The 26,259-nt window shown below is 60.0% G+C and carries 21 protein-coding genes; 13 read left to right on the forward strand and 8 right to left on the reverse strand.

Annotation, left to right across the window (positions count from 1 at the left end; translation table 11 throughout):
- Positions 1-51 precede the first annotated feature (51 nt).
- Complete coding sequence (gene entD / locus ACMYSO_RS20630) at positions 52-675, reverse strand: enterobactin synthase subunit EntD (RefSeq protein ID WP_434667428.1); 624 nt, start codon at positions 673-675, stop codon at positions 52-54.
- Positions 676-743: 68 nt separating this feature from the next.
- On the reverse strand, positions 744-2,969 hold the full coding sequence (gene fepA / locus ACMYSO_RS20635) for a siderophore enterobactin receptor FepA (RefSeq protein ID WP_434667431.1): 2,226 nt from the start codon (positions 2,967-2,969) through the stop codon (positions 744-746).
- Positions 2,970-3,226: 257 nt separating this feature from the next.
- On the opposite strand from fepA, the gene fes reads away from it, so the two are divergent.
- From fes to entF, 3 genes are all read left to right on the forward strand, one after another.
- Positions 3,227-4,432, forward strand: coding sequence for an enterochelin esterase (gene fes / locus ACMYSO_RS20640; RefSeq protein ID WP_434667434.1), 1,206 nt, complete (start codon positions 3,227-3,229; stop codon positions 4,430-4,432).
- 98 nt (positions 4,433-4,530) lie between these two features.
- Positions 4,531-4,734: an MbtH family protein gene (locus ACMYSO_RS20645; protein ID WP_434667437.1), complete on the forward strand. Its 204-nt coding sequence runs from the start codon at positions 4,531-4,533 to the stop codon at positions 4,732-4,734.
- Between the two features lie 10 nt (positions 4,735-4,744).
- Positions 4,745-8,626 (forward strand): enterobactin non-ribosomal peptide synthetase EntF, encoded by a 3,882-nt coding sequence (entF, locus tag ACMYSO_RS20650; RefSeq protein WP_434667440.1) that lies wholly within the window; start codon positions 4,745-4,747, stop codon positions 8,624-8,626.
- 139 nt (positions 8,627-8,765) lie between these two features.
- Here the strand turns inward: entF and fepC are convergent, their stop codons facing one another.
- Genes fepC through fepD form a run of 3 tightly spaced genes read right to left on the reverse strand, consistent with a single transcriptional unit; the run spans position 8,766 to position 11,553 of the window.
- Positions 8,766-9,560: an iron-enterobactin ABC transporter ATP-binding protein gene (gene fepC, locus ACMYSO_RS20655; RefSeq protein WP_434585955.1), complete on the reverse strand. Its 795-nt coding sequence runs from the start codon at positions 9,558-9,560 to the stop codon at positions 8,766-8,768.
- Positions 9,557-10,549 carry an iron-enterobactin ABC transporter permease gene (fepG, locus tag ACMYSO_RS20660; RefSeq protein WP_434667443.1) on the reverse strand — a complete coding sequence of 331 codons (993 nt, stop codon included), beginning with the start codon at positions 10,547-10,549 and terminating at the stop codon, positions 9,557-9,559. Before fepG ends, fepC begins: the two co-directional genes overlap by 4 nt.
- Positions 10,546-11,553: a Fe(3+)-siderophore ABC transporter permease gene (gene fepD / locus ACMYSO_RS20665; protein ID WP_434667446.1), complete on the reverse strand. Its 1,008-nt coding sequence runs from the start codon at positions 11,551-11,553 to the stop codon at positions 10,546-10,548. Before fepD ends, fepG begins: the two co-directional genes overlap by 4 nt.
- 243 nt (positions 11,554-11,796) lie before the next feature.
- Between fepD and entS the strand changes: the two genes are divergently transcribed.
- A complete protein-coding gene (gene entS, locus ACMYSO_RS20670; protein ID WP_434667449.1) occupies positions 11,797-13,038 on the forward strand; it encodes an enterobactin transporter EntS in 1,242 nt (413 codons plus the stop codon).
- A gap of 48 nt (positions 13,039-13,086) precedes the next feature.
- Here the strand turns inward: entS and fepB are convergent, their stop codons facing one another.
- Positions 13,087-13,986, reverse strand: a complete 900-nt coding sequence (gene fepB / locus ACMYSO_RS20675; protein WP_434587026.1) for a Fe2+-enterobactin ABC transporter substrate-binding protein — start codon at positions 13,984-13,986, stop codon at positions 13,087-13,089.
- A 247-nt stretch (positions 13,987-14,233) separates the two neighbouring features.
- Here fepB and entC point away from each other — a divergent pair, with 247 nt between their 5' ends.
- The 7 genes from entC (at position 14,234) to ACMYSO_RS20710 (ending at position 21,683) form a co-directional block, all read left to right on the forward strand.
- Positions 14,234-15,409, forward strand: a complete 1,176-nt coding sequence (gene entC / locus ACMYSO_RS20680; protein WP_434667451.1) for an isochorismate synthase EntC — start codon at positions 14,234-14,236, stop codon at positions 15,407-15,409.
- A 9-nt stretch (positions 15,410-15,418) separates the two neighbouring features.
- Positions 15,419-17,026: a (2,3-dihydroxybenzoyl)adenylate synthase EntE gene (gene entE / locus ACMYSO_RS20685; protein WP_434670851.1), complete on the forward strand. Its 1,608-nt coding sequence runs from the start codon at positions 15,419-15,421 to the stop codon at positions 17,024-17,026.
- 13 nt (positions 17,027-17,039) lie between these two features.
- On the forward strand, positions 17,040-17,891 hold the full coding sequence (locus ACMYSO_RS20690; protein ID WP_434667454.1) for an isochorismatase family protein: 852 nt from the start codon (positions 17,040-17,042) through the stop codon (positions 17,889-17,891).
- Positions 17,891-18,646 (forward strand): 2,3-dihydro-2,3-dihydroxybenzoate dehydrogenase EntA, encoded by a 756-nt coding sequence (entA, locus tag ACMYSO_RS20695; protein ID WP_434667457.1) that lies wholly within the window; start codon positions 17,891-17,893, stop codon positions 18,644-18,646. The genes ACMYSO_RS20690 and entA overlap by 1 nt, the downstream gene beginning before the upstream one ends.
- A complete protein-coding gene (entH, locus tag ACMYSO_RS20700) occupies positions 18,647-19,060 on the forward strand; it encodes a proofreading thioesterase EntH (RefSeq protein WP_434585948.1) in 414 nt (137 codons plus the stop codon).
- Between the two features lie 270 nt (positions 19,061-19,330).
- Positions 19,331-21,436, forward strand: coding sequence for a pyruvate/proton symporter CstA (cstA, locus tag ACMYSO_RS20705; RefSeq protein ID WP_434667460.1), 2,106 nt, complete (start codon positions 19,331-19,333; stop codon positions 21,434-21,436).
- Positions 21,437-21,485: 49 nt separating this feature from the next.
- A complete protein-coding gene (locus tag ACMYSO_RS20710) occupies positions 21,486-21,683 on the forward strand; it encodes a YbdD/YjiX family protein (protein WP_032688939.1) in 198 nt (65 codons plus the stop codon).
- 9 nt (positions 21,684-21,692) lie between these two features.
- Here ACMYSO_RS20710 and ACMYSO_RS20715 read toward each other — a convergent pair whose 3' ends face one another.
- Positions 21,693-22,436, reverse strand: coding sequence for a 3-oxoacyl-ACP reductase family protein (locus ACMYSO_RS20715; protein ID WP_434667463.1), 744 nt, complete (start codon positions 22,434-22,436; stop codon positions 21,693-21,695).
- Positions 22,437-22,496: 60 nt separating this feature from the next.
- Positions 22,497-23,594: an oxidoreductase gene (locus tag ACMYSO_RS20720; RefSeq protein WP_434667466.1), complete on the reverse strand. Its 1,098-nt coding sequence runs from the start codon at positions 23,592-23,594 to the stop codon at positions 22,497-22,499.
- 182 nt (positions 23,595-23,776) lie between these two features.
- On the opposite strand from ACMYSO_RS20720, the gene ACMYSO_RS20725 reads away from it, so the two are divergent.
- Together ACMYSO_RS20725 and ACMYSO_RS20730 are read left to right on the forward strand one after the other, a co-directional pair.
- Entirely contained in the window at positions 23,777-25,258 is a 1,482-nt protein-coding gene (locus tag ACMYSO_RS20725) for a sugar ABC transporter ATP-binding protein (protein WP_434667469.1), read from the forward strand.
- Positions 25,255-26,253, forward strand: coding sequence for an ABC transporter permease (locus ACMYSO_RS20730; RefSeq protein ID WP_434667472.1), 999 nt, complete (start codon positions 25,255-25,257; stop codon positions 26,251-26,253). Before ACMYSO_RS20725 ends, ACMYSO_RS20730 begins: the two co-directional genes overlap by 4 nt.
- Positions 26,254-26,259: the final 6 nt, after the last annotated feature.

Consider the following 26,259-nt stretch of genomic DNA (forward strand, 5'->3'; position numbering starts at 1 on the left):
ATCGCCACGTTGGATGACTTACCCGTACGGAAAACCGTGCGGGTTTCGTTTTTACGACGTGCATAGCGTAATGACGTACTCATCCTCCATCATCCATGACAGCCAACACTCCTCGGTAGATAACCGAAGTAGCAAACGTCCTTCCTTTATATGTACCAACTGAAAGTCGCTAAAACCGGTTCCGGCTTGTGTGTCCGGATGACTCGCCTTAAACCCGCTCTCCTTCGCTGAAAACGCCAGGGTCAGGGCCAGTTCAAAGGACAGCCCGCTTGCGTTTAGCACCGCGCGTTCCGCCGGGGTGATAATGCTGCTTTCCAGTTCCGACGCCAAAGACGGGCAGAACAGTTGCTCAATATCCACGCCGACCGGACGCTCAGAGACCACCGCCAGCGCGCTATGTCCGCAGTGGCTGATGCTGCCGTACCATGGCGCCGGCCACAGTGGCTGGCGCTGCTCGCCAATTCCGGGGATCGCTTTTACCCCCACTTCCCGTAGGGCGTAAACTGCGGCGATGCGGCCGGCAAGATGTTCGGTCTGCCGTTTACGCGCACCGTTAGCGAGCCGGGCATGATGAGGGAGCCACAGGAGATCGGTAGCCTGAAACGTCGCCGGATCGAAATCAACCCGATGAAGCGAATGGCCGGCAAGCTGGATTATCGTGTGTTGGATGTGCATCGAGGGATGTTAACAGATTCCTCCCTCCGCCCTCCATGAGAAGAGGGCGGGGGAGATCAGGAGAACAATCAGAAGTGGGTATTGACGCTCATGTACCAGGTACGACCCGGTTCGTTGAAGGTCTCAGCCCCTGCGCCGTACATATAGCCGGTCGCACCGCCGGTGGTCTGGGCATTACCGGCACGCCAGTGACGCTTGTCAAAGACGTTATCCACACCGCCGGTCAGGCTGACGTATTTGGTGACGTCCCAGGTCGCGCTCAGGCCGAGGATGCTATACGGGCTAACCTCGTTTTTCTCGCTGCCGGTGACCGGCTGACCTTTGTAGTTATATTTCTTCGGCTGCTGCTTGCCGTACCAGGTGAAGGTCGACTGGACGGAAACGTCTTCCTGAATCTGCCAGCTCAGGGTGGAGTTCAGCGTATATTCCGGAATAATCGACAGACGATCGCCGGTGGTTTTATTCTTACTCTGCAGCATATAGGTGATGTTGTTGGTCCAGTTCACCGTTTCAGTAACCGGTACGTTCAGCGTTCCTTCCAGGCCTTCAACAACCGCTTTAGGGACGTTTTCCCATTTGTAGAGATCGGTGCCGCTACCGTTGGTGTAAACCGGCGAATAGCCCGCTTCAATCTTGTTACGGTAGTCGTTGCGGAACCAGGTGACGCCCGCCAGCCAGCCATCGCGTTTAAACTCGAGGCCAACTTCTTTGTTGATGCTGGTTTCTGCTTTCAGGTCTTCATTACCCTGCAGGTAACAACCGGCCTGGCTCGCATAGCAACCCTGACCGCGGCTGTAGAGAATGTAGTTCGGGTTGGTCTGATACAGGCTTGGCGCTTTGTAGGCGCGGGCGATGCCCATTTTCAGCGTGAAGTCATCCCAAAGGCCCTGGGACAGGTTCAGAGAAGGACTCCAGTTATTGCCGACAATGCTGTGATGATCGAAACGCAACGCCGGGGTTAACATGGTGGTGTCGGTTAACTCCATGTTGTCTTCAGCAAACAGGGAGAAAATCTCGGCTTTTGAGTACGGGCTGCGACCAGTGCTGTCATAGCCTGGGATGGTACCGCCCATAAAGGTTTGGGTGTTTGATGCCTTATCCTTCATGCGCTGCTGGTTCCATTCGGTACCCAGCGTCAGGTTCTGATTCACTAACAGATCGAACGGAATGCTGATTTCGCTGTGCAGCATCACGTCGGACAGGTCGATATCAGAGAACTGATTGCTGCTGAAGATCCCCTCGGTTCCCCCGGCCAGGCCTTCGCCTTTACGTGAGTTGCGGGTATGTTCGTACTGCGCCCAGTTGCTGGTGGTAATACCGTTATCCCAGGCACCGTTCCAGGTCATCGAGTAGGTATTGCGGTAGATACGGTTGGTCTCTTTACCGTAGTTTTCTTTCACCAGATCGTTGGTGTTGGTGTTTTGTGTATCACCGGAGTAGAGGTTGCCCTGGCGGCTGTATCCCGCTTCAAATTCCAGTGATTGCATCGGCGCGAAATCCCAGCGCACGACACCGTCGATATTCTTGTTTTGAACCCCTTCGCGCCCGGCGGGCAGGGTATTGGAATAAATGCCAGTACGCTCGGACTGATGACCCTGGTTGATATCCCAGGCATCAGCCTGGGTTTTGTCCAGGTTGCCTAACAGGCGGAAGCTGAAATCGCCGCCCAGCGGGCCGCTGAGGCTAAAGTTGGTACGCTTGGTGGAGCCTTCATCTTTGTGCTCCGGGGCGTTCATGTAGGTATTCCATGAACCGTGCCACTCATCGCCGCCTTTTTTGGTGATGATGTTGACCACGCCACCTGCCGCGCCGTTACCGTAGCGGGCGGCGGCCGGGCCACGAATGACCTCGATGCGCTCGATCATTTCTGGTGGAACCCAACCGGTGTCGCCGCGGGTGTCGCGCTCACCGCGCCAGCCCAGGCGCACGGAGTTACGGCTGGTGACCGGTTTGCCATCAATCAGAATCAGGGTGTTTTCCGGGCCCATGCCGCGAATATCGATCTGACGGTTGTTACCGCGCTGGCCGCTGGTGGAGTTACCGGTCAGGTTGACGCCCGGCATGGTACGGATAATTTCTGAAACATCGCGGGCCGGTGGACGTTTACGAATTTCATCGGCGGTGATGGTCGAGACGCCAGGCGCCTGCAGGTTTTGTTCGGCGGCAGTCACCACCATGGTTTCTTCGGTGGCCGTTTTTTGGCTATCGAGGGTCTCTTCCGCACACAGCGGGAAGGCCGCACCGTAAATTCCCAGATTGACCAGTAAGGCCAATGATTTGATTTTGTTATTCATTTTACGTCCTGCTTTTCGTTGCCGCCTTCCCCTGAAGTCCCATCCCACCGGGAGGGGAGGCAGCAAAAAATGTCGTCAGTAGAGGGTCCTGGCATTCCGTCGCTAACCAAACGACCTTCTCTGACCTGTGTAATTAGAAGTGAGTCTCCCAAAGGGCGGTAATACGCTATTGCAAATGCAAATAGTTATCAATAATATTATCAATAAAAATTACGTTTGTTGAGAAAAATCACGTTAAACATAGGGTTAATGACGGGATGTTAATAACAGGAAGTGATGAATGGTGGCAGACGCTCTCCGGACCACAGTCCGAGGCCCGTGATGACCGCTGTTTAGTGACATTCTGGTGGCGGGATCCGGCGGGTTGTGAAGAGACCTCGTCGACCCGGCGAGTGTGGATTTATATCACCGGCGTGACCGACCATCATCAAAATGCCGTACCGCAAACCCTAACGCGGGTGCCTGGCACCGATGCCTGGTGCTGGCAAACGACCCTGTCGCCGACCTGGCGCGGCAGCTACTGTTTTATTCCCTCCGATCGTGAAGACGACTTTGCTCCCGAGATTTTCAACGGTGGCGGCCCGGACCGCATGCTGCTGCGTGAAGGCTGGCGCAAACTGCTACCGCGTGCGATTGCCGACCCGTTAAACCCCCAAAGCTGGAAGGGCGGGCGCGGTCATGCGGTGTCGGCGCTGGAGCTGCCGCAGGCGCCGGAACAACCGGGCTGGTCGCCGCGCAGTACCCGCGCGTCTGCGCCGGTATGCATTGAGTGGCGCAGCGTCAGGCTGGGCAACACCCGGCGAATATGGATTTACACAACCGGCGATGACGCGCCCGAAGAACGCCCGCTGGCGGTGCTGCTGGACGGCCAGTTCTGGGCCGAAAGCATGCCGGTTTGGCCGGCGCTGTCTGAGCTGACGCAGGCGGAAAAACTGCCTCAGGCGGTCTACCTGCTGATTGATGTCATTGATAACGAACATCGTGGCCGGGAACTGCCCTGCAATGCGGAATTTTGGCTGGCGGTACAGCAAGAACTGTTACCCCTGGTGCGCCACATCGCCCCCTTCAGCGATCGCGCCGATCGTACCGTGGTCGCCGGGCAGAGCTTTGGCGGCCTGGCGGCGATGTTTGCCGCGCTGTACTGGCCGGAACGCTTTGGTTGCGTCCTGAGTCAGTCTGGCTCTTACTGGTGGCCGCATCGCGGCGGCGCCGGAACGGGCCTGCTGATTGAGCGCCTGAGCCGGGGGGAACTTCATCCGCAGGGGCTGCGAATCTGGCTGGAAGCCGGTGAGCGTGAGCCGCTGATTTTTCGCGCCAACCAGGCGCTTTTATCGCAATTACAACACACACAGCAGACGATTTTCTGGCGTCAGGTTGACGGCGGGCACGATGCTCTTTGCTGGCGTGGCGGGCTGACGGCGGGATTAATCCAGCTATGGCAGCCGTTGAGCCACGACCACTGACAAAGCGCGCTTCAGACTCAACATCATTGCGACGGCGTTATGGCGGCAGCCTGCGCCTAAGTAACGTAAAGGATGGCGAGTAAAGACAGGAGTTTGGTATGCAATTCAGCAACCCCTTCGATAATCCGCAAGGGCAGTTTTATATTCTGCGCAACGAACAGCAGCAGTACAGCCTGTGGCCGCACCACTGCGCTCTGCCGCAAGGCTGGACGGTGGTTTGCCCGCCGCAGCCCTCAGAGGCATGTCATGCCTGGCTGACTGCGAACTGGACAACCCTCACCCCTGCACACCATGCACGTTAAGGAGTCGAAGATGACCACTCGTTTACCGTTGGTGGCGGCACAGCCTGGGATCTGGATGGCGGAGCGACTCTCTACGCTGCCCGGCGTATGGAGCGTGGCCCACTATGTTGAACTGCGCGGCAACCTTGACCCGGCGCTGCTGGGACGCGCTATTGTCAGCGGTCTGGCGCAGGCCGATACCCTCAGCATGCGGTTTTGCGAAGATAACGGCGAAGCCTGGCAATGGGTCGATGAGCGCCGAACTTTTGCTGAACCGGACTCTCACGATCTGCGCGATGCGCACGATCCCCATGCCGCCGCGCTGGCGCTAATGCAGGCCGACCTTGGACAGAACCTGCGGGTCGATGGCGGCAATCCTCTGGTTTGTCACCAGCTGATGCGGGTGGCGGATGATTGCTGGTACTGGTATCAGCGTTACCATCATTTACTGGTTGATGGCTTCAGTTTTCCAGCTATTACCCGCCAGATCGCCGCAATTTACCGCGCCTGGCAGCGTGGGGAAGAGACCCCTGCATCCCCCTTTACGCCTTTCGCCGAGGTGGTGGAAGAGTATCAACACTATTACGGCAGCGACGCCTGGCTGCGGGATAAACAGTTCTGGATGGAGCAGCGAAAAGCGCTGCCGTCTCCGGCCTCGCTCTCGTCTGCGCCGCTGGCAGGACGTGCGACCAGTACCGACATCTGGCGGTTAAAGCTGGATGTCGACGCCGGTCTGTTCAGTCGTCTGGCGACCAGCCTGCCGCAGTGCCAACGTGCCGATCTGGCGTTGGCGCTGACGACCCTGTGGCTCGGTCGCTTATGCAGTCGGATGGATTATGCCGCCGGGTTTATCTTTATGCGGCGTATGGGATCCGCGGCGCTGACGGCAAGCGGACCAGTGCTTAACGTGCTGCCGCTAGCGGTGCATATCGACGCTCAGGAAACCCTCGCCGATCTGGCGCTGCGCCTGTCCGCGCAGCTGAAAAAAATGCGTCGCCACCAGCGCTATGACGCTGAGCAGATTGTCCGTGATAGCGGCAAAGCCGCCGGCGATGAGCCGCTGTTTGGCCCGGTACTCAACGTTAAAGTCTTTGATTACATTCTGGATATTGATGGCGTTGAGGCCGTGACCCACACCCTGGCGACCGGCCCGGTGAATGACCTCGAGCTGGCGCTGTTCCCGGATGAGTCCGGCGGCTTGTCGCTGGAAGTACTGGCCAATAAAGCCCGCTATGACGAAGCGACGCTGCGCAACCACGTGGCGCGCCTGTCTGCGCTGCTGGCCCAGTTTGCTGCCGATCCGGCGCTGCGCTGCGGCGAAGCCGATATGCTGTCACGCGACGAAACGGAACAGCTGGCGCAGGTCAATAACACCGGCGTCGCGCTCCCGGTGACCACGCTGAGCGCGCTGGTCGCGGCACAGGCGGAGAAAACCCCCGATGCCCCGGCGCTGGCGGATGCCCACTGGCAGTTCAGCTACCGCGAAATGCGTCAACAGGTGGTGGCGCTGGCGCAATTGCTGCGCGAACGCGGTGTGAAACCGGGTGATAGCGTGGCGGTGGCGCTGCCGCGCTCGGTGTTCCTGACCCTCGCACTGCACGGTATCGTCGAGGCCGGTGCGGCCTGGCTACCGCTGGATACCGGCTATCCGGATGACCGTCTGCGCATGATGCTGGAAGACGCGCGTCCAACCTTGCTGATTACCGCCGAGGATCAGCTGGCGCGCTTTAGCGATATTCCGGGCCTTGAAAGCCTGTGCTATCAGCAGCCGCTGCCGGCGGGCGATGCCGCGCCGCTGGCGCTGTCGCAGGCTGAACACACCGCCTATATCATCTTTACCTCCGGTTCCACCGGGCGCCCGAAAGGGGTGATGGTGGGGCAAACTGCGATCGTCAACCGCTTGCTGTGGATGCAGAATCACTATCCGCTCAGTGCCGACGATGTGGTGGCGCAAAAGACGCCATGCAGCTTCGATGTGTCGGTCTGGGAGTTCTGGTGGCCGTTTATTACCGGCGCGCGGCTGGTGATGGCGGAGCCTGAAGCGCACCGCGATCCGCTGGCGATGCAGCAGTTCTTTGCCCGTTACGGGGTGACCACGACTCACTTCGTACCGTCGATGCTGGCCGCGTTTGTGTCCTCGCTGGATGATGACAATGTGGCGACCTGCCGCACGCTCAAGCGCGTCTTCTGCAGCGGCGAAGCGCTGCCGACCGGGCTGTGCCGCGAGTGGGAAGCGTTGACCGGCGCACCGTTACACAATCTGTATGGCCCAACGGAAGCGGCGGTGGATGTGAGCTGGTATCCGGCCTGTGGCGCGGAGCTGGCGGCGGTTACCGGCAACAGCGTTCCTATTGGCTGGCCGGTGTGGAACACCGGGCTGCGCATTCTTGATGCCAGCATGCGTCCGGTTCCGCCGGGCGTGGCGGGTGATTTATATCTGACCGGTATTCAGCTGGCGCAAGGGTATCTGGGGCGTCCGGATCTGACCGCCTCGCGCTTTATTGCTGACCCGTATGCTGCCGGCGAACGGATGTACCGGACCGGTGACGTAGCTCGCTGGCTGGAGAACGGCGCGGTGGAGTATCTCGGGCGCAGCGACGATCAGCTGAAAATTCGCGGCCAGCGTATTGAGCTGGGTGAAATCGATCGGGTGATGTCTGCGCTGCCGGATGTTGCTCAGGCGGTGGCGAATGCCTGCGTCTTTAATCAGGCGGCGGCGACCGGGGGGGATGCCCGTCAACTGGTGGGATATCTGGTGTCAGAGTCCGTGCTGCCGTTAGATACCGCAGGGCTGAAAGCGCGTCTGGCTGAGCAACTGCCGCCGCATATGGTGCCGGTGGTGTTGATTCAGTTGGCGGAACTGCCGCTGAGCGCTAACGGCAAGCTGGATCGTAAAGCGCTGCCGCTGCCGACGCTCGGCAATGAACAGCGCGGTCGTCCGCCGGAGCCGGGGATTGAAACCACGGTTGCCCAGGCGTTCAGCCAGTTGCTGGGCTGCGAGGTCGACGATATTGAAGCCGACTTCTTTGCCCTTGGCGGCCATTCGCTGCTGGCAATGCGCCTGGCGGCACAGCTCGGCCGTGAACTGGACCGTCAGGTCACGCCGGGGCAGGTAATGGTGGCGTCGACGGTAGGGAAACTGAGCGCGTTGCTGGCCTCCGATCTCAGCGATGAACAGGCCCAGCGCCTGGGCTTTGACGCAATTCTGCCGTTGCGGGTGAGCGACGGGCCGACGCTGTTCTGTTTCCATCCGGCGTCGGGCTTCGCCTGGCAGTTCAGCGTGCTGGCCCGCTATCTCAGCCCACGCTGGTCGATTACCGGCATTCAGTCGCCGCGACCGGAAGGGCCGATGATGAGCGCGGCCAGCCTGGATGAGGTCTGCGAGCAGCATCTGCAGACGCTGCTGGCACAGCAGCCGCACGGGCCATATTACCTCTTCGGTTATTCCCTCGGGGGAACCCTGGCGCAGGGCATCGCCGCTCGGTTACGCCAGCGCGGCGAAGCGGTAGCCTTCCTCGGTCTGCTGGATACCTGGCCGCCGGAGACGCAGAACTGGGCGGAAAAGGAGGCCAACGGTCTGGATCCGGAAGTGCTGGCGGAGATCGATCGCGAGCGTGAAGCCTTCCTTGCCGCCCAGCAGGGGCAGGCCTCCGGCGAGTTGTTCAGCGTGATCGAGGGCAACTATGCCGATGCGGTACGTCTGCTGACCACCGCGCACAGCGCGAAATTCGACGGCAAGGCCACGCTGTTTGTCGCGGAGAAAACCCGTCAGGAAGGGATGGATCCGCAGGTGGTGTGGGGGCCCTGGGTGGGAGAGCTGGAGGTCTTTAGCCAGAACTGCGCCCACGTGGAGATTATCTCGCCGCAGGCCTTCGAATCGATTGGCCCGGTAGTGCGGGAGATTCTGGGGTAATCCTGAGTCTGTTCCCGGATAGCGGCGCCAGCGCCTTATCCGGGCTACTGCATCCCTATGCTGTCACTGAACCGTAGCCCCGGTAAGCGCAACGCGACCGGGGTTTTTTATTGCCGAGTGCGGTGGAAAAACGAGGTGTTTAACGCCGTCCCAGCGGCACGACCAGCGGGGTATGGGCCACCGGGTCGTCGATGATCGTGCAGCGCAGGCCGTAAATCTGTTCGATCAACTCGGCGGTGACAATCTCTTTCGGTGCCCCCTCGGCGACAATTTTTCCGTCGCGTAGTGCAATTAAATGGGTTGCGTAGCGGCAGGCCTGATTGAGATCGTGCAGCACCGCCGCCAGGGTATATCCCTTCTCGCGATTCAGCTCGCTCAGCAGCTCCAGCAGATCGATCTGATGGCTGATGTCCAGCCAGGTGGTAGGCTCATCCAGCAGCATAATGGCGGTTTCCTGCGCCAGCACCATTGCAATCCATGCCCGCTGTCGCTGTCCCCCGGACAACGTATCGACGCTCTGCTGCGCCAGGTCGGTGATGCCGGTGGCCTTCATTGCCTTGTTGACCGCGTCATCATCCTCTTTGCGCCAGCGGGTAAACATCGGCTGATGCGGATAGCGACCGCGGGCGACCAGCTCCTGCACCGAAATATCGCCAGGGGTGGTGGCGTTCTGCGCCAACAGGCCGATGCGTTTCGCCACCTCTTTACTGGCATAACGTTGGATCTGCTCGCCATCGAGATAAACATGTCCGCTGACCGGGGTCATCAGGCGGCTCAGGGTACGCAGCAGCGTGGATTTACCGCAGCCGTTGGGGCCAATAATCGCGGTGAAATGGCCATCAGGAATGGTGACGTTCAGCGATTCGGCGATGATCTTTTTGCCGTACGCCAGGGTGAGCTGGTCGCCACGCAAACGGGTCGTTTCAGCGGTCATTTTTTGCGGGACTCCTGAATTAACAGCGCGATGAGATAAATGCCGCCGAGACTGACGGTCACGACGCCCACCGGTAATTGATAGGGCATAAACAGACGTTGGGCGCTGTAATCCGCCAGCGCCAGCAGCAGCGCGCCGCAGAGCGCCGATTGGGTTAATCCCCAGCGCGCGGTGCCGCTCAGGCGGCGGGCGATATGCGGCGCCACCAGTGCGATAAACGAAATCGGCCCGGCCAGCGCGGTGGCGGCGGCGGTGAGCACCACTCCCACCAACATCATCAGCAGACGCGAACGTTCAACCCGGACGCCGAGCGCGCAGGCGGTATCGTCGCCCATCTCCAGCAGGCGCATCCGGCGCACGAGCAGCGCCGCACATACCAGCATCAGCAGAATCAGCGGTGCTGAAGGCCAGGTTTTTCCCCAGGTCAGCCCATTGAGCGAACCGGCATTCCACAGCCCGGCAGAAAGGGCGGTTTCCAGTGAGGCGCGCAGCAGTAGCCAGGTATTGAAGGCGACCAGCATCGCGCGTACGCCAATGCCGATAATAATCAGACGAAATGTTTCAATGCCGTTGCGCCACGCCAGCAGCCAGACCACCAGCGCCGTCAGCACGCCGCCAACCATCGCCGCCAGGGCTATAGCCGTCAGGTTCTGACCGAACATCACCATCGCTACCAGCACGCCGCTCCAGGCGCCGGTATTGAAGCCCATCACGTCCGGGCTGCCGAGGGGGTTGCGCATCAGTGACTGAAAAATAGCGCCGCTGACACCAAGGGCTGCGCCGATAAGCAGCGCCATCAGCACCCGCGGCAGGCGCCATTCGGTCACCACCATGGTGATATTGCGCGGCGCATCACCTAGCAGGGCGGAAACCACCTGATTGACGCTGAGCGGCACCAGACCGCTGCCGAGTCCCAAAAGTGAGACGGTCAGGCTGGCGGCAAGCAGAATCAGGCAACTGAGCAGCAGACGGCGGGAAGGCGTTTTCACATGACACCTCCGCGAGACTGGCGGCGCACCAGCCAGATCAGCACCGGCGCACCGATAAAGGCGCTGACTACCGATACCCGGAGTTCACCGGGGACCAGCAGACGACCGAGGACATCGGCAAACAGCAGCAGGGCAGGGGTAGCCAGTAAGGTAACCGGCAGCGACCAGCGATGGTCCGCGCCCACCAGCCAGCGTGACATATGCGGCATCATCAGGCCGATAAAGGCGATGGGGCCAACCACCGCGGTGGCGCTGCCGCAAAGTACGGTTATGGCCAGCAGGCCGATAAACTGGGTGCGAGCGACCCGGCTACCGAGCGCGGTGGCGGTATCGTTGCCAAGGCTCAGGCTGTTCAGCGCCCGGCTTAACAGTAGGGTGACGGCAGCGGCGATTAGCACCGGAAGCAGGACGATTTTCAGCGTTTGCAGGGTACGGATATCCAGCGAACCGGCCTGCCAGAAGCGCAACTGGTCATAAACTTCAGGGTTGAGCAAGGCAATACCGTTGGACAGCCCTTCCAGCACGGCCGCCAGCGCCACGCCGGCCAGCGTCAGGCGTACCGGGCTGAGCTGGCCGCCTCCCTGGCTACCGGTAAAGGCCACCAGCAGCGAAGCGCCAAACGCGCCGCAAAACGACATCAGTAGCTGTTCTTGCGGAGAGTGGATACCAAACAGCGCCGCACCCAGCACGATGGCGAAGCTGGCGCCAGAGTTGACGCCGAGTATGCCGGGGTCGGCCAGCGGGTTGCGGGTTAGGGTTTGCATCAGTGAACCTGCCAGGCCCAGCGCGGCACCTGCCAGCAGCCCCGCGAGGGTTCGTGGCAGCCGGGCATCGAGTACGATGGTACAGTCGGCGGTGCGGCAGGTACCCGAAAGGGCATCCACAACGACGTGCAATGGAAGCGGTTTGGCCCCGACGAGCAGACTGAGGGCGATAGCAACGGCTAAGACGAGTAACAGACCAGGCACGGCAACGGCGCGCACCCTGGTCACAGGAAACGACATAATTCACATCCCTGATATGATAATGATAGTAATTATCGTTATCGATTCTATTCGGTTATGTTAGCATGGCCGCCCACAAGAACAAGAATTGTATACGCAAAATCAATCAGAATGCATCGCGGCGCCACACGCACGCCTGCCTGGAAGTAACGCTAACCGTATTACCGGGTTAAAAAAGTGCAGCCAACAAAGACGCAGCCTGAAGGATCGCGCGTAGATGGAAAATAATAACAAGGCGCTGTAATGAACCGACAATCCCGGCTGCTGAACCTCAGCCTGCTGAAGACCCACCCGGCGTTTCGCGCCGTCTTTATTGCCCGCTTTATCTCAATCTTATCGCTGGGCCTGCTCGGCGTGGCGATCCCGGTACAAATCCAGATGATGACCCACTCGACCTGGCAGGTGGGGCTGTCGGTCACGTTGACCGGCTGCTCGATGTTTGTCGGCCTGATGGTGGGTGGGGTACTGGCGGATCGCTACGAGCGTAAACGATTGATTTTGCTAGCGCGCGGCACCTGCGGTATCGGGTTTGTCGGGCTGTGTCTCAACGCGCTACTGCCTGAACCGTCGCTGATTGCGATTTATCTGCTGGGCATCTGGGATGGTTTCTTTGCTTCGCTCGGCGTCACGGCGCTGCTGGCGGCCACGCCAGCGCTGGTCGGGCGCGAAAACCTGATGCAGGCCGGGGCGATCACCATGCTGACGGTACGCCTGGGCTCGGTGATTTCGCCGATGATCGGCGGTTTGCTGCTGGCGACCGGCGGCGTGGCCTGGAACTATGGCCTCGCGGCGGCGGGCACCTTTATTACCACCTTGACCCTGCTGCGCCTGCCGCTGCTGCCCCCACCGCCGCAGCCGCGAGAGCATCCGCTGAAGTCGCTGCTGGCGGGGCTGAAATTCCTCTTCAATAGCCCGCTGATCGGCGGGATTGCTCTGCTCGGCGGCCTGTTGACGATGGCAAGCGCGGTGCGGGTGTTGTATCCGGCACTGGCCGACGGCTGGCAGATGTCAGCGTCGCAGATTGGCTTTCTGTATGCGGCGATCCCGCTGGGGGCCGCGCTCGGGGCGTTGACCAGCGGTCAGCTGGCGCAAACCGCCCGACCGGGCGCGTTGATGCTGATGACCACGGTCGGCTCATTCGTTGCGATTGCGCTGTTCAGCGTGATGCCGGTCTGGGCGCTGGGGGCGTTGTGTCTGGCGTTGTTCGGCTGGCTGAGCGCCATCAGTTCACTGCTGCAGTACACCCTGATTCAGACCCAGACGCCGGAAGCGATGCTCGGCCGTATTAACGGTCTGTGGACCGCGCAGAACGTCACCGGCGACGCCATTGGCGCGGCTTTGCTGGGCGGACTGGGGGCGATCATGACTCCGATGGCCTCGGCGAGCGCCAGCGGTTGGGCGCTAGTGATTGTCGGCGTGATCTTGATGGGACTGCTGAACGAACTGCGTCGGTTCCAGCGCCCGGAAGCGGTCAGCGAAAGTTAAGTCGATGGAAATATCCCGGCTACGCGTTGCGCCAGCCGGGAAGGGCGATTAGCCGAACAGAGAAGAGAGACGCTGCAGCACCAGCATGGCGCTGTAGTAATCGAGACGGAAGGTTTCGATGCCGAGTGGATAAACTCGCTTGTTCTCTACCGCCGGCAGGTGCGCCAGCAGCGGATTGCTGTAAATCGCCCCGGCATCTTTCTCATCACCGGCAAACAGGAACAGGCTCTGGCCGTTGAGGCCCGCCGCTAAATTCTCACCGCCCAGTTGAACGATGTCGTGGCGTTTCCCCTGACTCTGGCTGGCATGCAACCCCTCAGGCAGGGTGGCGAGGGTGAAGCCCAGTTGTTCAAGCATCTGGCCCTGGGCGGACGCCGGTGTCCACAGGTTGGCAGTATGGGCGGCGGCGGTATAAACCAGCGCGCTTACCGGCTGCGGCGGCAGTTTCATCTGTTGCTTCAGGGTGGCGAGTTGCTTATCAAATTCAGCAATCCGCTCGGCGGCCTGCTTCTCCTGACCGGTGATCTGTCCGAGATCGGTCAGCAGCGCCTGCCAGCTTTTATCATCGTAGTTAATGATAAGCGTCGGGGCGATGGTCGACAGCTGGTCATACAGCGCCAGCGCAGAATCGCCGCCGGTGGCGCTAATCAGGATCAGGTCCGGCATCTGTGACGCTACTGCTTCGGCGCTGGGTTCGCCGATATACAGACGCGTCAGCTTGCGCGCTTTGGCGACGCTGCTCCACTGGCGCAGGAAGCCCTGGTCGTCAGCTACGCGATTGTTTGGCGTGGTGGCGCCGCTGGCGACAACCGGCGCATCGATGGCCAGCAGGGAACCGGTGAGGGTCACGCTGGTGGAGACGATCCGCAGAGGTTTGCTTTCCAGCGTATGCACGCCGTGACTATCGGTTATCTGGCGCGGCCAGTCGGCGGCCAGCACTGAGGACATTCCTAAAATGGTCAGCCCGCAGGCCAGTAAGGTACGGCGGCAAAAAGTGGACAAATTCACGAATTCGCATCCTGATTAGGTTGAAATAAATGCGTCTCATTTTCAACTTTGTACCGTGCGGATGCAAGTCTAAGTAGCACAACATGCTGTTTGTATGGTTGACATGCCAGGCAATACCTTTTAGGTTAGCCAACCAAAATATAAATGATAATTATTCGTAATATCTTTATCGTTTTTGGAGGATGATATGGAAACGTCACTGGCCGAGGATGTGCGGGAACAAAAAATGACCCTGTCAGCGGAAAGCTTCTTCTTTATGTCGCCGTACCGCAGTTTCAGTACCGCGGGATGTTTTAGCCGTTTTACCCACTCTGCTGCGGATGGCGCGTCACTCGATGGCGCTTTCCAGCAGAAGATGGCGGCTGCGTTCAGGGAGGCGAAGGCCGCCGGGATCCGTAAACCGGTGATGGTCGGCGCCATTCCGTTTGATACCCATCAGCCGTCCGAGCTGTTTATCCCCGAGCGTTGGGAAAACTTCTCCCGTACCGCCAGGCAGCAGTCTGCACGCTACGCGTCGGTTCAGGCGCCGATGGATGTAGTGGAACGTCAGGAAATTCCACAGCAGGATACCTTTATGGCGATGGTCGAACGCGCTGCTGCGCTGACCGCCACGCCGGAAGTTGACAAGGTCGTCCTGTCGCGCCTGATTGATATTACCACCCGCGATCGCGTCGACAGCGGCGCGCTGCTTGAGCGCCTGATCGCGCAAAACCCTGCCAGCTTTAACTTCCACGTGCCGTTATCAGATGGCGGCGTGCTGCTGGGCGCCAGCCCGGAGCTGCTGCTGCGTAAAGAGGGCGAGCATTTCAGCTCTCTGCCGCTGGCCGGATCGGCCCGCCGTCAGCCGGATGATGTGCTGGATCGTGAAGCCGGCAACAAACTGCTGGCATCAGGAAAAGATCGCCATGAGCACGAGCTGGTGACCCAGGCGATGAAATCGGTGCTGGCACCGCGCTGCCGCGAGCTGTCGTTGCCTGATTCGCCACAGCTGGTCAACACTCCAACCCTGTGGCATCTGGCGACGCCTATTGAAGGCACAGCGCTGGCACAGGAAAACGCGATGTCGCTGGCCTGCCTGTTACACCCGACGCCGGCCCTTAGCGGTTTCCCGCACCAGGTGGCAAAACGCCTGATTGGCGAACTGGAGCCGTTCGACCGTCAGCTGTTCGGCGGCATCGTCGGCTGGTGTGATGATGAAGGTAACGGCGAGTGGGTGGTGACGATTCGCTGTGCCCGTCTGCACCAGCGCACGCTGCGTCTGTTTGCCGGCGCAGGGATTGTACCGGCCTCTTCCCCGCTGGGTGAGTGGCGCGAAACGGGCGTCAAACTGACGACCATGCTGAACGTGTTCGGCTTGAATTAAGAGGCGATGATGATTGAATTTACCCGCTGGCCGGAGAGCTTTGCCGCCCGCTATCGCGAAAAAGGTTACTGGCAGGATCTGCCGCTCACCAATTTGATTACCCGTCACGCCAATAACGACGCTATCGCGATTATCGACGGTGATACCCGCTACAGTTATCGCCAATTTAATCAACAGGTAGATAATCTGGCCTCATCGCTCCAGCGTATGGGGTTGAAGCGTGGCGAAACCGCGCTGGTGCAGCTCGGCAACGTCGCCGAGTTCTACATTACGCTGTTTGCACTGCTGCGCATCGGGGTGGCTCCGGTGAATGCGTTGTTCAGCCATCAACGCAGTGAACTTAATGCCTATGCCACGCAGATCGAGCCTGCGCTGCTGATTGCCGATCGCGAGCATACCCTGTTTGCCGACGATCAGTTCCTGAATGGCTTTGTGGATCAACATGCATCGGTGCGGGTGGTTCTGCTACGTAACGATCGCGGCGAATACGATCTGGCGGCGGCGATCGCCCAGCCGGCGGATAACTTTATTGCCAACCCCACCCCTGCCGATGAAGTGGCTTTTTTCCAGCTCTCCGGCGGCAGCACCGGCACGCCCAAGCTGATCCCGCGCACCCATAACGACTACGACTACAGCATCCGCCGCAGCAACGAAATTTGCGGCATCAGCGCCGGGACGCGCTACCTGAATGCGTTGCCCGCCGCTCATAACTACGCGATGAGCTCGCCGGGTTCCCTCGGGGTGTTTCTCGCCGGCGGTCAGGTGATCCTGGCCAACGATCCCAGCGCCACGCTGTGCTTCCCGCTGATTGAACAGCATCAGATCAACGTGGCGTCGCTGGTGCCACCGGCGGTCAGCCTGTGGTTACAGGCGATCCGCGAAGGGGCCGGCAACCAGCAACTGCGTTCGCTGGAGCTGCTGCAGGTCGGCGGTGCGCGCCTGTCAGCGACGCTGGCGGCGCGGATCCAGACCGAAATTGGTTGCCTGCTGCAGCAGGTTTTCGGCATGGCGGAAGGGCTGGTGAACTACACCCGTCTCAACGACAGCCAGGAGCGCATCATCAATACCCAGGGCTGCCCGATGTGCCCGGACGATGAAGTCTGGGTGGCGGATGCTGAGGGTAACCCGCTGCCGCGTGGTGAAGTAGGCCGTCTGATGACCCGCGGTCCGTACACTTTCCGCGGATATTACAAAAGCCCGCAGCACAATGCTGATGCCTTTGATGCGGACGGTTTTTACTGCTCCGGGGATCTGATCTCGATCGATGAGGACGGATACATCACCGTGCAGGGACGTGAAAAAGATCAGATCAACCGCGGTGGCGAAAAGATCGCGGCAGAAGAGGTGGAAAACCTGCTGCTGCGCCACCCGGAGGTGATCCATGCCGCGTTGGTCAGCATGGAAGATAACCTGCTGGGCGAGAAAAGCTGCGCCTGGCTGGTGGTCAAATCCCCGCTGCGCGCGGTGGCGGTGCGCCGCTTCCTGCGTGAGCAGGGGGTCGCAGAATTTAAACTTCCGGATCGCGTGGAGTGCGTCGATGCGCTGCCGCTGACGCCGGTGGGCAAAGTCGATAAAAAACAATTACGTCAGCAACTGGCCGAACGCAAGCCGGGCTGAAGGAGAAGACAGAATGGCCATCCCTAAATTACAGGCTTACGCATTGCCGGAAGCGAACGATATCCCGGTAAACAAAGTGGACTGGCGCTTTGAGCCGTCCCGCGCCGCGCTGTTGATCCACGATATGCAGGAGTATTTCCTCAATTTCTGGGGCGAAGACAGCGCCATGATGGCGAAAGTGGTCGCCAATATTGCCGCCCTGCGTGACTTCTGCAAACAGAACGATATTCCGGTGTTCTACACCGCTCAGCCGAAAGACCAGAGCGATGAAGATCGCGCGCTGCTCAATGATATGTGGGGACCGGGTCTGACCCGCTCACCGGAGCAGCAGCAGGTGATTGCGGCGCTGGCGCCGGATGAAGACGACACCGTGCTGGTGAAGTGGCGCTACAGTGCGTTTCATCGCTCGCCGCTGGAGGCAATCTTAAAAGAGAGCGGCCGCGACCAGCTGATCATTACCGGCGTCTATGCCCATATCGGCTGTATGACTACCGCCACCGACGCCTTTATGCGGGATATTAAACCGTTCTTCGTTGCCGATGCGCTGGCTGACTTCAGCCGTGAAGAGCATCTGATGTCGCTGAAGTATGTCGCCGGTCGCTGTGGTCGGGTGCTGATGACCGAAGAGCTGCTGCCGCTGCCGACGTCAAAAGCGGCGCTGCGGGCGCTGATTCTGCCGTTGCTGGATGAGTCCGATGAACCGATGGATGATGAAAACCTGATCGACTACGGGCTGGATTCGGTGCGCATGATGGCGCTGGCCGCGCGCTGGCGTAAAGTGCACGGCGATATCGACTTCGTGATGCTGGCGAAAAAACCGACCCTTGATGCCTGGTGGGCGCTGCTTAGCCGTGAGGTGAAATAATGGCCGCGCTGGATTTTCAGGGACAGACCGTGTGGGTAACCGGCGCCGGTAAGGGCATCGGCTACGCCACGGCGCTGGCATTTACCGAGGCCGGCGCCAACGTCACCGGCTTTGATCTTGCGTTTGAGGGGCAGGACTACCCGTTTGCCACCCAGACGCTGGATGTTGCGAATGCGCAGCAGGTGGCCGAGGTGTGCGGACGATTGCTGGCGGGGATCGCCCGGCTCGATGTGCTGGTCAATGCGGCGGGCATTTTGCGCATGGGGGCCACCGACGAGCTGAGCCAGGAAGCGTGGCAGCAGACCTTTGCGGTCAACGTCGGCGGGGCGTTTAACCTGTTCCAGCAGACGATGGCGCAGTTCCGTCGTCAGCAGGGCGGGGCGATTGTCACCGTGGCTTCCGATGCAGCGCATACGCCGCGCATCGGAATGAGCGCCTACGGCGCCTCAAAGGCGGCGTTGAAAAGCCTGGCGCTGACCGTTGGCCTGGAGCTGGCGGGATCCGGCGTCCGTTGTAATCTGGTTTCTCCTGGCTCTACCGATACCGATATGCAACGCACGCTGTGGGTCAGCGATGATGCCGAGCAGAGCCGTATTCGCGGGTTTGGTGAGCAGTTTAAGCTCGGGATCCCGCTGGGCAAAATTGCCCGCCCGCAGGAGATTGCCAGCACCATCCTGTTCCTTGCCTCCGCTCACGCCAGCCATATCACGTTGCAGGATATCGTGGTCGACGGCGGCTCGACGTTGGGGGCGTAAATGGCCTGGAAACGTCAACTGACCCTGGAAGCGCTGAATGCGACCAGCGAAAATACGATGGTGGCGCATCTGGGGATTGTCTATACCCGCCTGGAAGACGGACTGATTGAGGCGGAGATGCCGGTGGATGCCCGCACCCATCAGCCGTTTGGTCTGCTGCACGGCGGCGCGTCCGCCGCGCTGGCGGAGACGCTCGGGTCAATGGCCGGCTGGCTGATGACCGAAGAGGGCCAGTGCGTGGTCGGCACCGAGCTGAATGCCACCCACCATCGGGCGGTGTCCAGCGGTCGCGTGCGCGGCGAATGCCGTCCGCTGCATCTCGGGCGGCAGAGCCAGAGCTGGGAAATTGCGGTGTTCGACGAGCGCGGTCGCCGCTGCTGTACCTGCCGGTTGGGCACCGCCGTACTGGGTTAATTCCCTGGTGGCTACGCGGTTACAGTTGTCTGAGAAACGATAGCCCGGACAAGGCGCGTTAAGCGCCGCCTCCGGGAATCAACCATGATGCAGTTGCAGATTATCCTCCCCGTTTACATTCTTTTTCCTGCCAGAAGTGATCTCGCTAGCAATGTGAGATAAATCCTTGTCTCTGCACGACATCTGTATGGTTTCAACGTTGTTAAACTCCGGGTTGTGTTCTAGAAACAAAATGTAACATTCTGATTACTCTACCGGTGGAACGCTACGATGAATAATTCAGGGAAATACTTCTTCTGGGCATTGCTCTCCGTCATCGGAGCCTTTGCTCTTGGCTACATTGCCTTAAACCGAGGTGAACAGATTAATGCGCTATGGATTGTCGTCGCGGCAGTCTGCATTTATCTGATCGCCTATCGTTTCTATGGCCTCTACATCGCCAAAAACGTGCTGGCGGTTGACCCCACGCGCATGACGCCCGCGGTGCGACATAACGACGGTCTCGACTATGTCCCGACCGATAAGAAAGTGCTGTTCGGTCACCATTTTGCGGCGATTGCCGGGGCCGGGCCGCTGGTGGGGCCGGTGCTGGCGGCGCAGATGGGCTACCTGCCGGGGATGATCTGGATCCTCGCCGGGGTGGTGCTGGCCGGTGCAGTACAGGACTTTATGGTGCTGTTTGTCTCCACCCGCCGTGACGGCCGTTCCCTTGGGGAACTGGTGAAAGAAGAGATGGGACCGACCGCCGGGGTACTGGCGCTGGTGGCCTGCTTTATGATCATGGTGATCATCCTCGCGGTACTGGCGATGATCGTCGTGAAAGCGCTGACCCACAGCCCGTGGGGCACCTATACCGTCGCCTTCACCATTCCGCTGGCGATTTTTATGGGGGTCTACATTCGCTACCTGCGTCCGGGACGCATTGGCGAAGTGTCGGTGATTGGCCTGGTGATGCTGGTGTTCGCGATTGTCTCTGGCGGATGGGTCGCGGAAAGCCCGACCTGGGCGCCGTGGTTTGATTACACCGGCGTCCAGTTGACCTGGATTCTGGTGGGCTATGGCTTTATTGCCGCCGTGCTTCCAGTGTGGCTGCTGCTGGCTCCGCGCGATTACCTCTCTACCTTCCTGAAAATCGGCACCATTGTCGGGCTGGCGATCGGGATTCTGATCATGCGCCCGACCCTGACCATGCCTGCCCTCACCAAATTTATTGATGGCACTGGTCCGGTGTGGTCCGGCAGCATGTTCCCGTTCCTGTTTATCACCATCGCCTGCGGTGCGGTATCCGGCTTCCACGCCCTGATCTCCTCCGGTACCACACCGAAAATGCTGGCCAACGAAGGCCAGGCTTGTTTTATCGGCTACGGCGGTATGCTGATGGAATCCTTCGTCGCCATCATGGCGCTGGTGGCGGCCTGTATTATCGACCCGGGCGTCTACTTCGCCATGAACAGCCCGATGGCGGTGCTGGCACCGGCGGGGACCACCGATGTGGTGGCGTCCGCTGCCCAGGTGGTCAGCAGCTGGGGCTTTAGCATTACCCCGGATACGCTGCGCCAGATAGCCAGCGAGGTAGGTGAGCAGTCAATTATCTCGCGCGCAGGTGGTGCGCCGACGCTGGCGGTGGGGATGGCCTATATCCTGCACGGCTCGCTGGGCGGGTTGATGGATGTTGCCTTCTGGTATCACTTCGCGATTCTGTTTGAAGCGCTGTTTATCCTGACCGCGGTCGACGCCGGGACACGTGCGGCGCGCTTTATGCTGCAGGACTTACTGGGGGTAATCAGCCCGGGGCTGAAGAAAACCAACTCGCTGCCGGCGAACCTGCTGGCGACCGGGCTATGCGTGTTGGCCTGGGGCTACTTCCTGCACCAGGGGGTAGTTGACCCATTAGGCGGTATAAACACCCTGTGGCCGCTGTTTGGTATCGCCAACCAGATGCTGGCGGGGATGGCGTTGATGCTGTGCGCAGTGGTACTGTTCAAGATGAAGCGCGAGCGCTATGCGTGGGTGGCACTGTTGCCGACGAGCTGGCTGTTGATCTGTACCCTGACCGCCGGCTGGCAGAAGTCGTTTAGCACCGACACTAAAGTGGGCTTCCTGGCGATTGCCAATAAGTTCCAGGCGATGATTGATAGCGGCAATATTCCGCCGCAGTACACCGAATCGCAGCTGGCACAGTTGGTGTTTAACAACCGTCTGGACGCCGGCCTCACCATCTTCTTTATGGTGGTCGTGCTGGTGTTGGCGCTGTTCTCGATCAAAACCGCGCTGGCGGCATTAAAAGAGAACAAACCGACGGCGAAAGAGACGCCTTACGAGCCATTACCTGCCAATGCGCAAACGCTGGCCACCCAGACCAAGAGCGCACATTAAGATGTTGCCCCTTTCCGTTCGCGGAAAGGGGCGGTTAAGAGAGACCACTATGTTTGATACGCTTTCAAAAGCCGGGAAGTACCTGGGCCAGGCGGCGAAAATGATGATTGGCGTGCCCGATTACGATAATTATGTCGAGCATATTCGCCAGACTCATCCCGAGCAGACGCCGATGACCTATGAAGAGTTTTTCCGCGAGCGCCAGGATGCCCGCTATGGTGGCAAAGGGGGGGCGAAGTGTTGCTAAGCCACCCTCTCAGGCATTAAGCCCCCCATCGACATCCAGACCGGTGCCGGAAATTTGTCCGGCGGCCGGGCTGGCCAGAAAGGTTACCGCGGCAGCCACATCTTCCGCCTGGCCATACTTCCCTAACGCAATCAGCTGACGCTGTGACTCGGCCTGCTCACCGTCGGCCGGGTTCATATCGCTGTCGGTTGGGCCAGGGTGTACGAGGTTAACGGTAATGCCGCGCGGGCCAAGGTCACGTGCAAGGCCGCGGGTCAGCGAATTGAGGGCGGACTTGGTCATGGCGTAGACCGCAATCCCCGGCGAGGCCACGCGGTTAGCGAGGCAGCTGCCAATGTTGATAATCCGTCCGCCATCGGGCAGATGCGCCAGCGCCGCCTGAGTCGCGACGACGACGCCACGAATATTGACGTTGATCAGCGCATCAATATCTTCCAGCGATAGCGACTCCAGCGGGCCACCGCGTGCGATCCCGGCGTTGTTCACCAGAATATCCAGCCCGCCAAGGGTGGCCACCGTCTGGGCAACGGCCTGCTGAATTGCCTGGGCGTTGGCGCTGTCGGCCTGAATCGCCGCGCCCTGGCGGCCAAGGGCGACGATTTCGTCGGCAACGTCCTGCGCTTTCCCGGCGGACTTCTCATAAGTAATCACTACATCGGCACCCGCCTGTGCCAGTGACAATGCAATCACACGACCGATGCCGCGACTGGCTCCGGTGACCAACGCCTTTTTACCCGTTAAATCGATCTGCATGATGACCTCGTACAATGAGTGGGAGAACCATCATTAGGTATAGAGCGAGAACGCGCTTCGTCAATGTACCTGTCGGCGGAAGTTTTCCACTTTCTCAAAGGCCGCAGCCAGCCGCTGTGGCGTGAGCTCCACCGGCAGGAAGTGAATCGACTCCACCGGGCGCAGGGTATGTGCAATCACCTTGTCCAGCTCGCCCCGGTTATGGATATCCACGTCCAGCTCCGCCAGAGTCGTCGGCAGGTTGAAGCGACGGTAAGCATTCACCAACTGGGCCAGAACCTCGTCCTGATCCAGCAGGGCGCTCTGCACCAGTATGCCGTAAGCGACTTTGGTACCGTGGAGGAACTTCTCGGTCTGCGGCAGTACGGTCAGACCGTTATGTACCGCGTGCGCGGCGGCGACACGGGTATAACGCTCGCCTAAACCGCCGACCATCCCGCCGCCGGCGATGATGGCATCGATCACATCGCGAAACGCCTGCGATAGTTCAGCGTGCTGCTGGTCTGCCAGGGCGGTTTCGCTGTTTTCCAGCAGCACATCACGGATCGCCAGCGCGGCGTTAATCCCAAGGCGCACGGTCAGCGGCAGGGTTTCCGGTTTTGGCGCGAGGACCACCGCTTCGTACCATTTCGCCAGGGTATCCCCGATGCCTGCCAGCAGATACTCCGCCGGGGCGTTGAGAATAATCTCCGGCTCCACCAGCACCAGAAAGTTGGCATCGTCGAAGATTTCAAACTGCAACGCCTGGCCGGCATCGTTGTACCACACCGACAGCGGGGTCCAGGCGGCGCAGGTGGCGGCGATAGTCGGGATGGCGACCACCAGCAGGCCTAAGCGCCGGGCCAGCGCTTTGACCGTATCCAGCAACGCACCGCCGCCGATGCCAATCACCACGCTACGGTCATCGCCGGCGTCATCGACCAGTCGCGCGACGTCACTTTCGCTACAGTGCCCTTTAAACAGCACCTTCCTGGCCCCTTCGGCGTGAAATGCCGCCGGCAGGAAGGGTTCCGCGCCGGCAATGGCGCGTTCGCCGTAGATCCAGATGGCCCGGGAGAGCTGCTCGTCGCTGAAAAAATCATGCAGCCGGGCGAGGCTACCGGGATGGGAAAAATAGTTGGCCGGGCCGGGTACCACACGGATATCGCTGTTGCTCATGAACGCTGTCCTTATTTCGTTTTGCTAACCTGATGTTATGTCTGGACATCCGGATGGCTAATATTATTTCGTTTTATCTTATGCCTTTTACGCAGTTGTCAGTCAAGGGCAGCTGTGAAAAATTCGTTAAATCAGAAGATTAATGACAAAGGTTGCGGGGGACGGCAGTGAATCGTCTGGAGATGAACAGCATTAACCTGGCCTTTTCCGGCTTCAGGGCGCTCAGTCAGGTCGCCTTCACCCTGCGGGGCGGGTCGGTGCATGCGTTGACCGGCGCCAACGGCGCGGGGAAATCGACGCTGATGGCGGTACTGTGCGGTACGCACGCCCATTATGAAGGTGAGATTGTTATCAATAACCAACCGGTGAGCATTCGTTCCCCACGGGATGCGAAGCTGCTGGGCATTCATCTGGTGCAACAAGAAGTGGATGTGGCGCTGGTGCCGGGCCTGACCATTGCGGAAAACATCATGCTGGATCGCCTGGCGGAGCCGGGACTGCGTTTTCGCTGGCGTCGGGTGCGCGAGCAGGCGCGTGAAGCGCTGGCTCAGCTGGATATCAGCCTTGACGTGCGCCGCACTATCGAGAGCTGCACCCTGGCGGAGAAGCAGCAAATCCTGCTGGCCCGCGCGTTGTCGCATCATTGCCGCTTTTTGATTCTTGATGAACCTACCGCTCCGCTGGACCAGCATGAAAGTGAGCGCTTGTTCACGGTAGTGCGTCGCCTGCAACAGCAGGGGATTGGGGTGGTGTTTATCTCACACCGTATTCACGAACTGAAAGCGATCTGCGACACCCTGACGGTTCTGCGCGACGGCAAGCTGATTGAAAGCGGCCCGATGGCGGATCTCAGCGGGGAGCAAATCGTCGAGAAGATGCTTGGCCACGAGCTGCAGGATATTTTCCCGCCGCCGCGTCAGCCCCACAGCGAAGAGATTCTGCTGCAGGTCGAGGGGCTGCACGACGAGGGGTTGCTGCAGGATATTTCGCTGCGTCTGCGCAAGGGCGAAATCCTTGGTATCGCGGGCTTAGCCGGGGCCGGGAAAACTGAACTGTGCAAAGCGCTGTTTGGCGCCAGTAAAAGTCGTTTGAACCACGGCGAGCTGAACAGCCAGCCGTGGCGGCCGCGTGACCCGGCGGATTCGGTGATGCGCGGGCTGGCGCTGGTGCCGGAAGAGCGGCGCAAAGAGGGTATTTTTATCGATGAACCGATCGGCATGAACCTTGCGGTCAGCGCCGATCGCAGCTTTTCGCGCTGGAGCCTGTTCGGGCATCGCCAGGCGTGGCGCTGGGCGGAGGAGGTAATCGCCCGCGTGGGAATCCGCACTACCGGCCCGGCCCAGACCCTGCGTCGCCTCTCCGGCGGGAATCAGCAGAAGGTGGCGATCGGCAAATGGTTGCGTGGCAACGCTAACGTCCTGATCTTCGATGAGCCGACCAAAGGCGTCGATGTGAAAGCAAAAACCGACCTGTTCAGCCTGATCGACGGGCTGGCGCGAGAGGGAAAAGGGGTGATCTACGCCTCGGGTGAATTCTCAGAGCTGGTGGGGTTGTGCGACCGTATTTGCGTGTTGTGGGACGGGCGTATCGTGGCAGAAATACCGGGCGCTGAAGCCCGCGAAGAGACACTTCTTTATTACTCCACCGGAGGAGCAGCAGCGTGAGTAAGGCCCTGGCAGTGAACGCGACGGTATCGGGCCGTCAGCGGTTTTTTGATTTTCTTTATAAGTGGGGCATGTTGCTGACCGTGGTGCTGCTGATTGCGGTGTTTGGCCTCGCGTCGGACAACTTCCTCGACCCGTTCAACATCATCAACATTTTGCGCTCCATCGCCATTGTGACGGTGATTGCCATCGGCGTGTCCATTTCGCTGACCATCGGCGGTTTTGACCTGTCGGTGGGATCGACCGCCTCTTTGGCCAATGCGCTGGTGATTTCTCTGTTTGTCTGGCACGGCTTCGGTACCACGGAAGCGATTGTGGTCACCCTCGCGCTCTGTACGCTGGTGGGGCTGTTTAACGCCTTTTTAATCGTCATCCTGCGTATTCCCGACATGCTCGCCACCCTTGCCAGCCTGTTTGTGATCCAGGGCGTGGCGATGACCTACAGCTACGGCGGCTCGATCACCGAGAACATGGTGTTGCCGAGCGGCGATATGGCGGAAGGGACCATTCCGGCGGCCTTTGGCGCGCTGGGGCAGGTCCCGACGATTGTGATTGTCATGCTGGTGGTGACCGTGATTGCCCAACTGGCGCTCTCTTTCACCACCCACGGACGCAGAATGTACGCCATCGGCGGCAACCCTGAGGCCGCGCGCCTCTCCGGCCTGCGCATTACCCGCTACAAAGTGGCGGCCTACGTGATTGCCTCTTTACTGGCCGGGCTGGGCGGCATTTTACTGGCGTCGCGTATCGGCTCTTCGCAGGTGAACGCCGGCAGCGGTTATCTGATGGATGCGGTGGCGGCGGCGTGGATCGGCTTTTCACTGGCGGGTTCTGGCAAACCGAACGCGCTGGGCACGCTGGTGGGGGCGGTGATTCTTGGCGTGCTTTCCAACGGCCTGGTGATGCTGTCGGTGCCGTATTACGCGATGGACATTATTAAAGGGCTGGTGCTGGCTGGCGCGCTCGCACTGACCTACTTTCAGCGCCGCACATAAAAATGA

The organism is Klebsiella sp. B345, from assembly GCF_051131735.1.
Classification (GTDB): Bacteria; Pseudomonadota; Gammaproteobacteria; order Enterobacterales; family Enterobacteriaceae; genus Klebsiella.

What these genes read in the sequence shown, in the direction of transcription:
- fes (WP_434667434.1), top strand. Translation starts at nt 3,227, where the DNA reads ATGTTAATAACAGGAAGTGATGAATGGTGGCAGACGCTCTCCGGACCA.
- ACMYSO_RS20725 (WP_434667469.1), top strand. Translation starts at nt 23,777, where the DNA reads ATGAACAGCATTAACCTGGCCTTTTCCGGCTTCAGGGCGCTCAGTCAG.
- entE (WP_434670851.1), top strand. Translation starts at nt 15,419, where the DNA reads ATGATTGAATTTACCCGCTGGCCGGAGAGCTTTGCCGCCCGCTATCGC.
- entF (WP_434667440.1), top strand. Translation starts at nt 4,745, where the DNA reads ATGACCACTCGTTTACCGTTGGTGGCGGCACAGCCTGGGATCTGGATG.
- ACMYSO_RS20710 (WP_032688939.1), top strand. Translation starts at nt 21,486, where the DNA reads ATGTTTGATACGCTTTCAAAAGCCGGGAAGTACCTGGGCCAGGCGGCG.
- fepC (WP_434585955.1), bottom strand. Translation starts at nt 9,560, where the DNA reads ATGACCGCTGAAACGACCCGTTTGCGTGGCGACCAGCTCACCCTGGCG.
- fepA (WP_434667431.1), bottom strand. Translation starts at nt 2,969, where the DNA reads ATGAATAACAAAATCAAATCATTGGCCTTACTGGTCAATCTGGGAATT.
- cstA (WP_434667460.1), top strand. Translation starts at nt 19,331, where the DNA reads ATGAATAATTCAGGGAAATACTTCTTCTGGGCATTGCTCTCCGTCATC.
- entH (WP_434585948.1), top strand. Translation starts at nt 18,647, where the DNA reads ATGGCCTGGAAACGTCAACTGACCCTGGAAGCGCTGAATGCGACCAGC.
- entS (WP_434667449.1), top strand. Translation starts at nt 11,797, where the DNA reads ATGAACCGACAATCCCGGCTGCTGAACCTCAGCCTGCTGAAGACCCAC.
- entA (WP_434667457.1), top strand. Translation starts at nt 17,891, where the DNA reads ATGGCCGCGCTGGATTTTCAGGGACAGACCGTGTGGGTAACCGGCGCC.
- entD (WP_434667428.1), bottom strand. Translation starts at nt 675, where the DNA reads ATGCACATCCAACACACGATAATCCAGCTTGCCGGCCATTCGCTTCAT.
- entC (WP_434667451.1), top strand. Translation starts at nt 14,234, where the DNA reads ATGGAAACGTCACTGGCCGAGGATGTGCGGGAACAAAAAATGACCCTG.
- ACMYSO_RS20715 (WP_434667463.1), bottom strand. Translation starts at nt 22,436, where the DNA reads ATGCAGATCGATTTAACGGGTAAAAAGGCGTTGGTCACCGGAGCCAGT.
- ACMYSO_RS20690 (WP_434667454.1), top strand. Translation starts at nt 17,040, where the DNA reads ATGGCCATCCCTAAATTACAGGCTTACGCATTGCCGGAAGCGAACGAT.
- fepD (WP_434667446.1), bottom strand. Translation starts at nt 11,553, where the DNA reads ATGTCGTTTCCTGTGACCAGGGTGCGCGCCGTTGCCGTGCCTGGTCTG.
- fepB (WP_434587026.1), bottom strand. Translation starts at nt 13,986, where the DNA reads ATGTCCTCAGTGCTGGCCGCCGACTGGCCGCGCCAGATAACCGATAGT.
- ACMYSO_RS20720 (WP_434667466.1), bottom strand. Translation starts at nt 23,594, where the DNA reads ATGAGCAACAGCGATATCCGTGTGGTACCCGGCCCGGCCAACTATTTT.
- ACMYSO_RS20645 (WP_434667437.1), top strand. Translation starts at nt 4,531, where the DNA reads ATGCAATTCAGCAACCCCTTCGATAATCCGCAAGGGCAGTTTTATATT.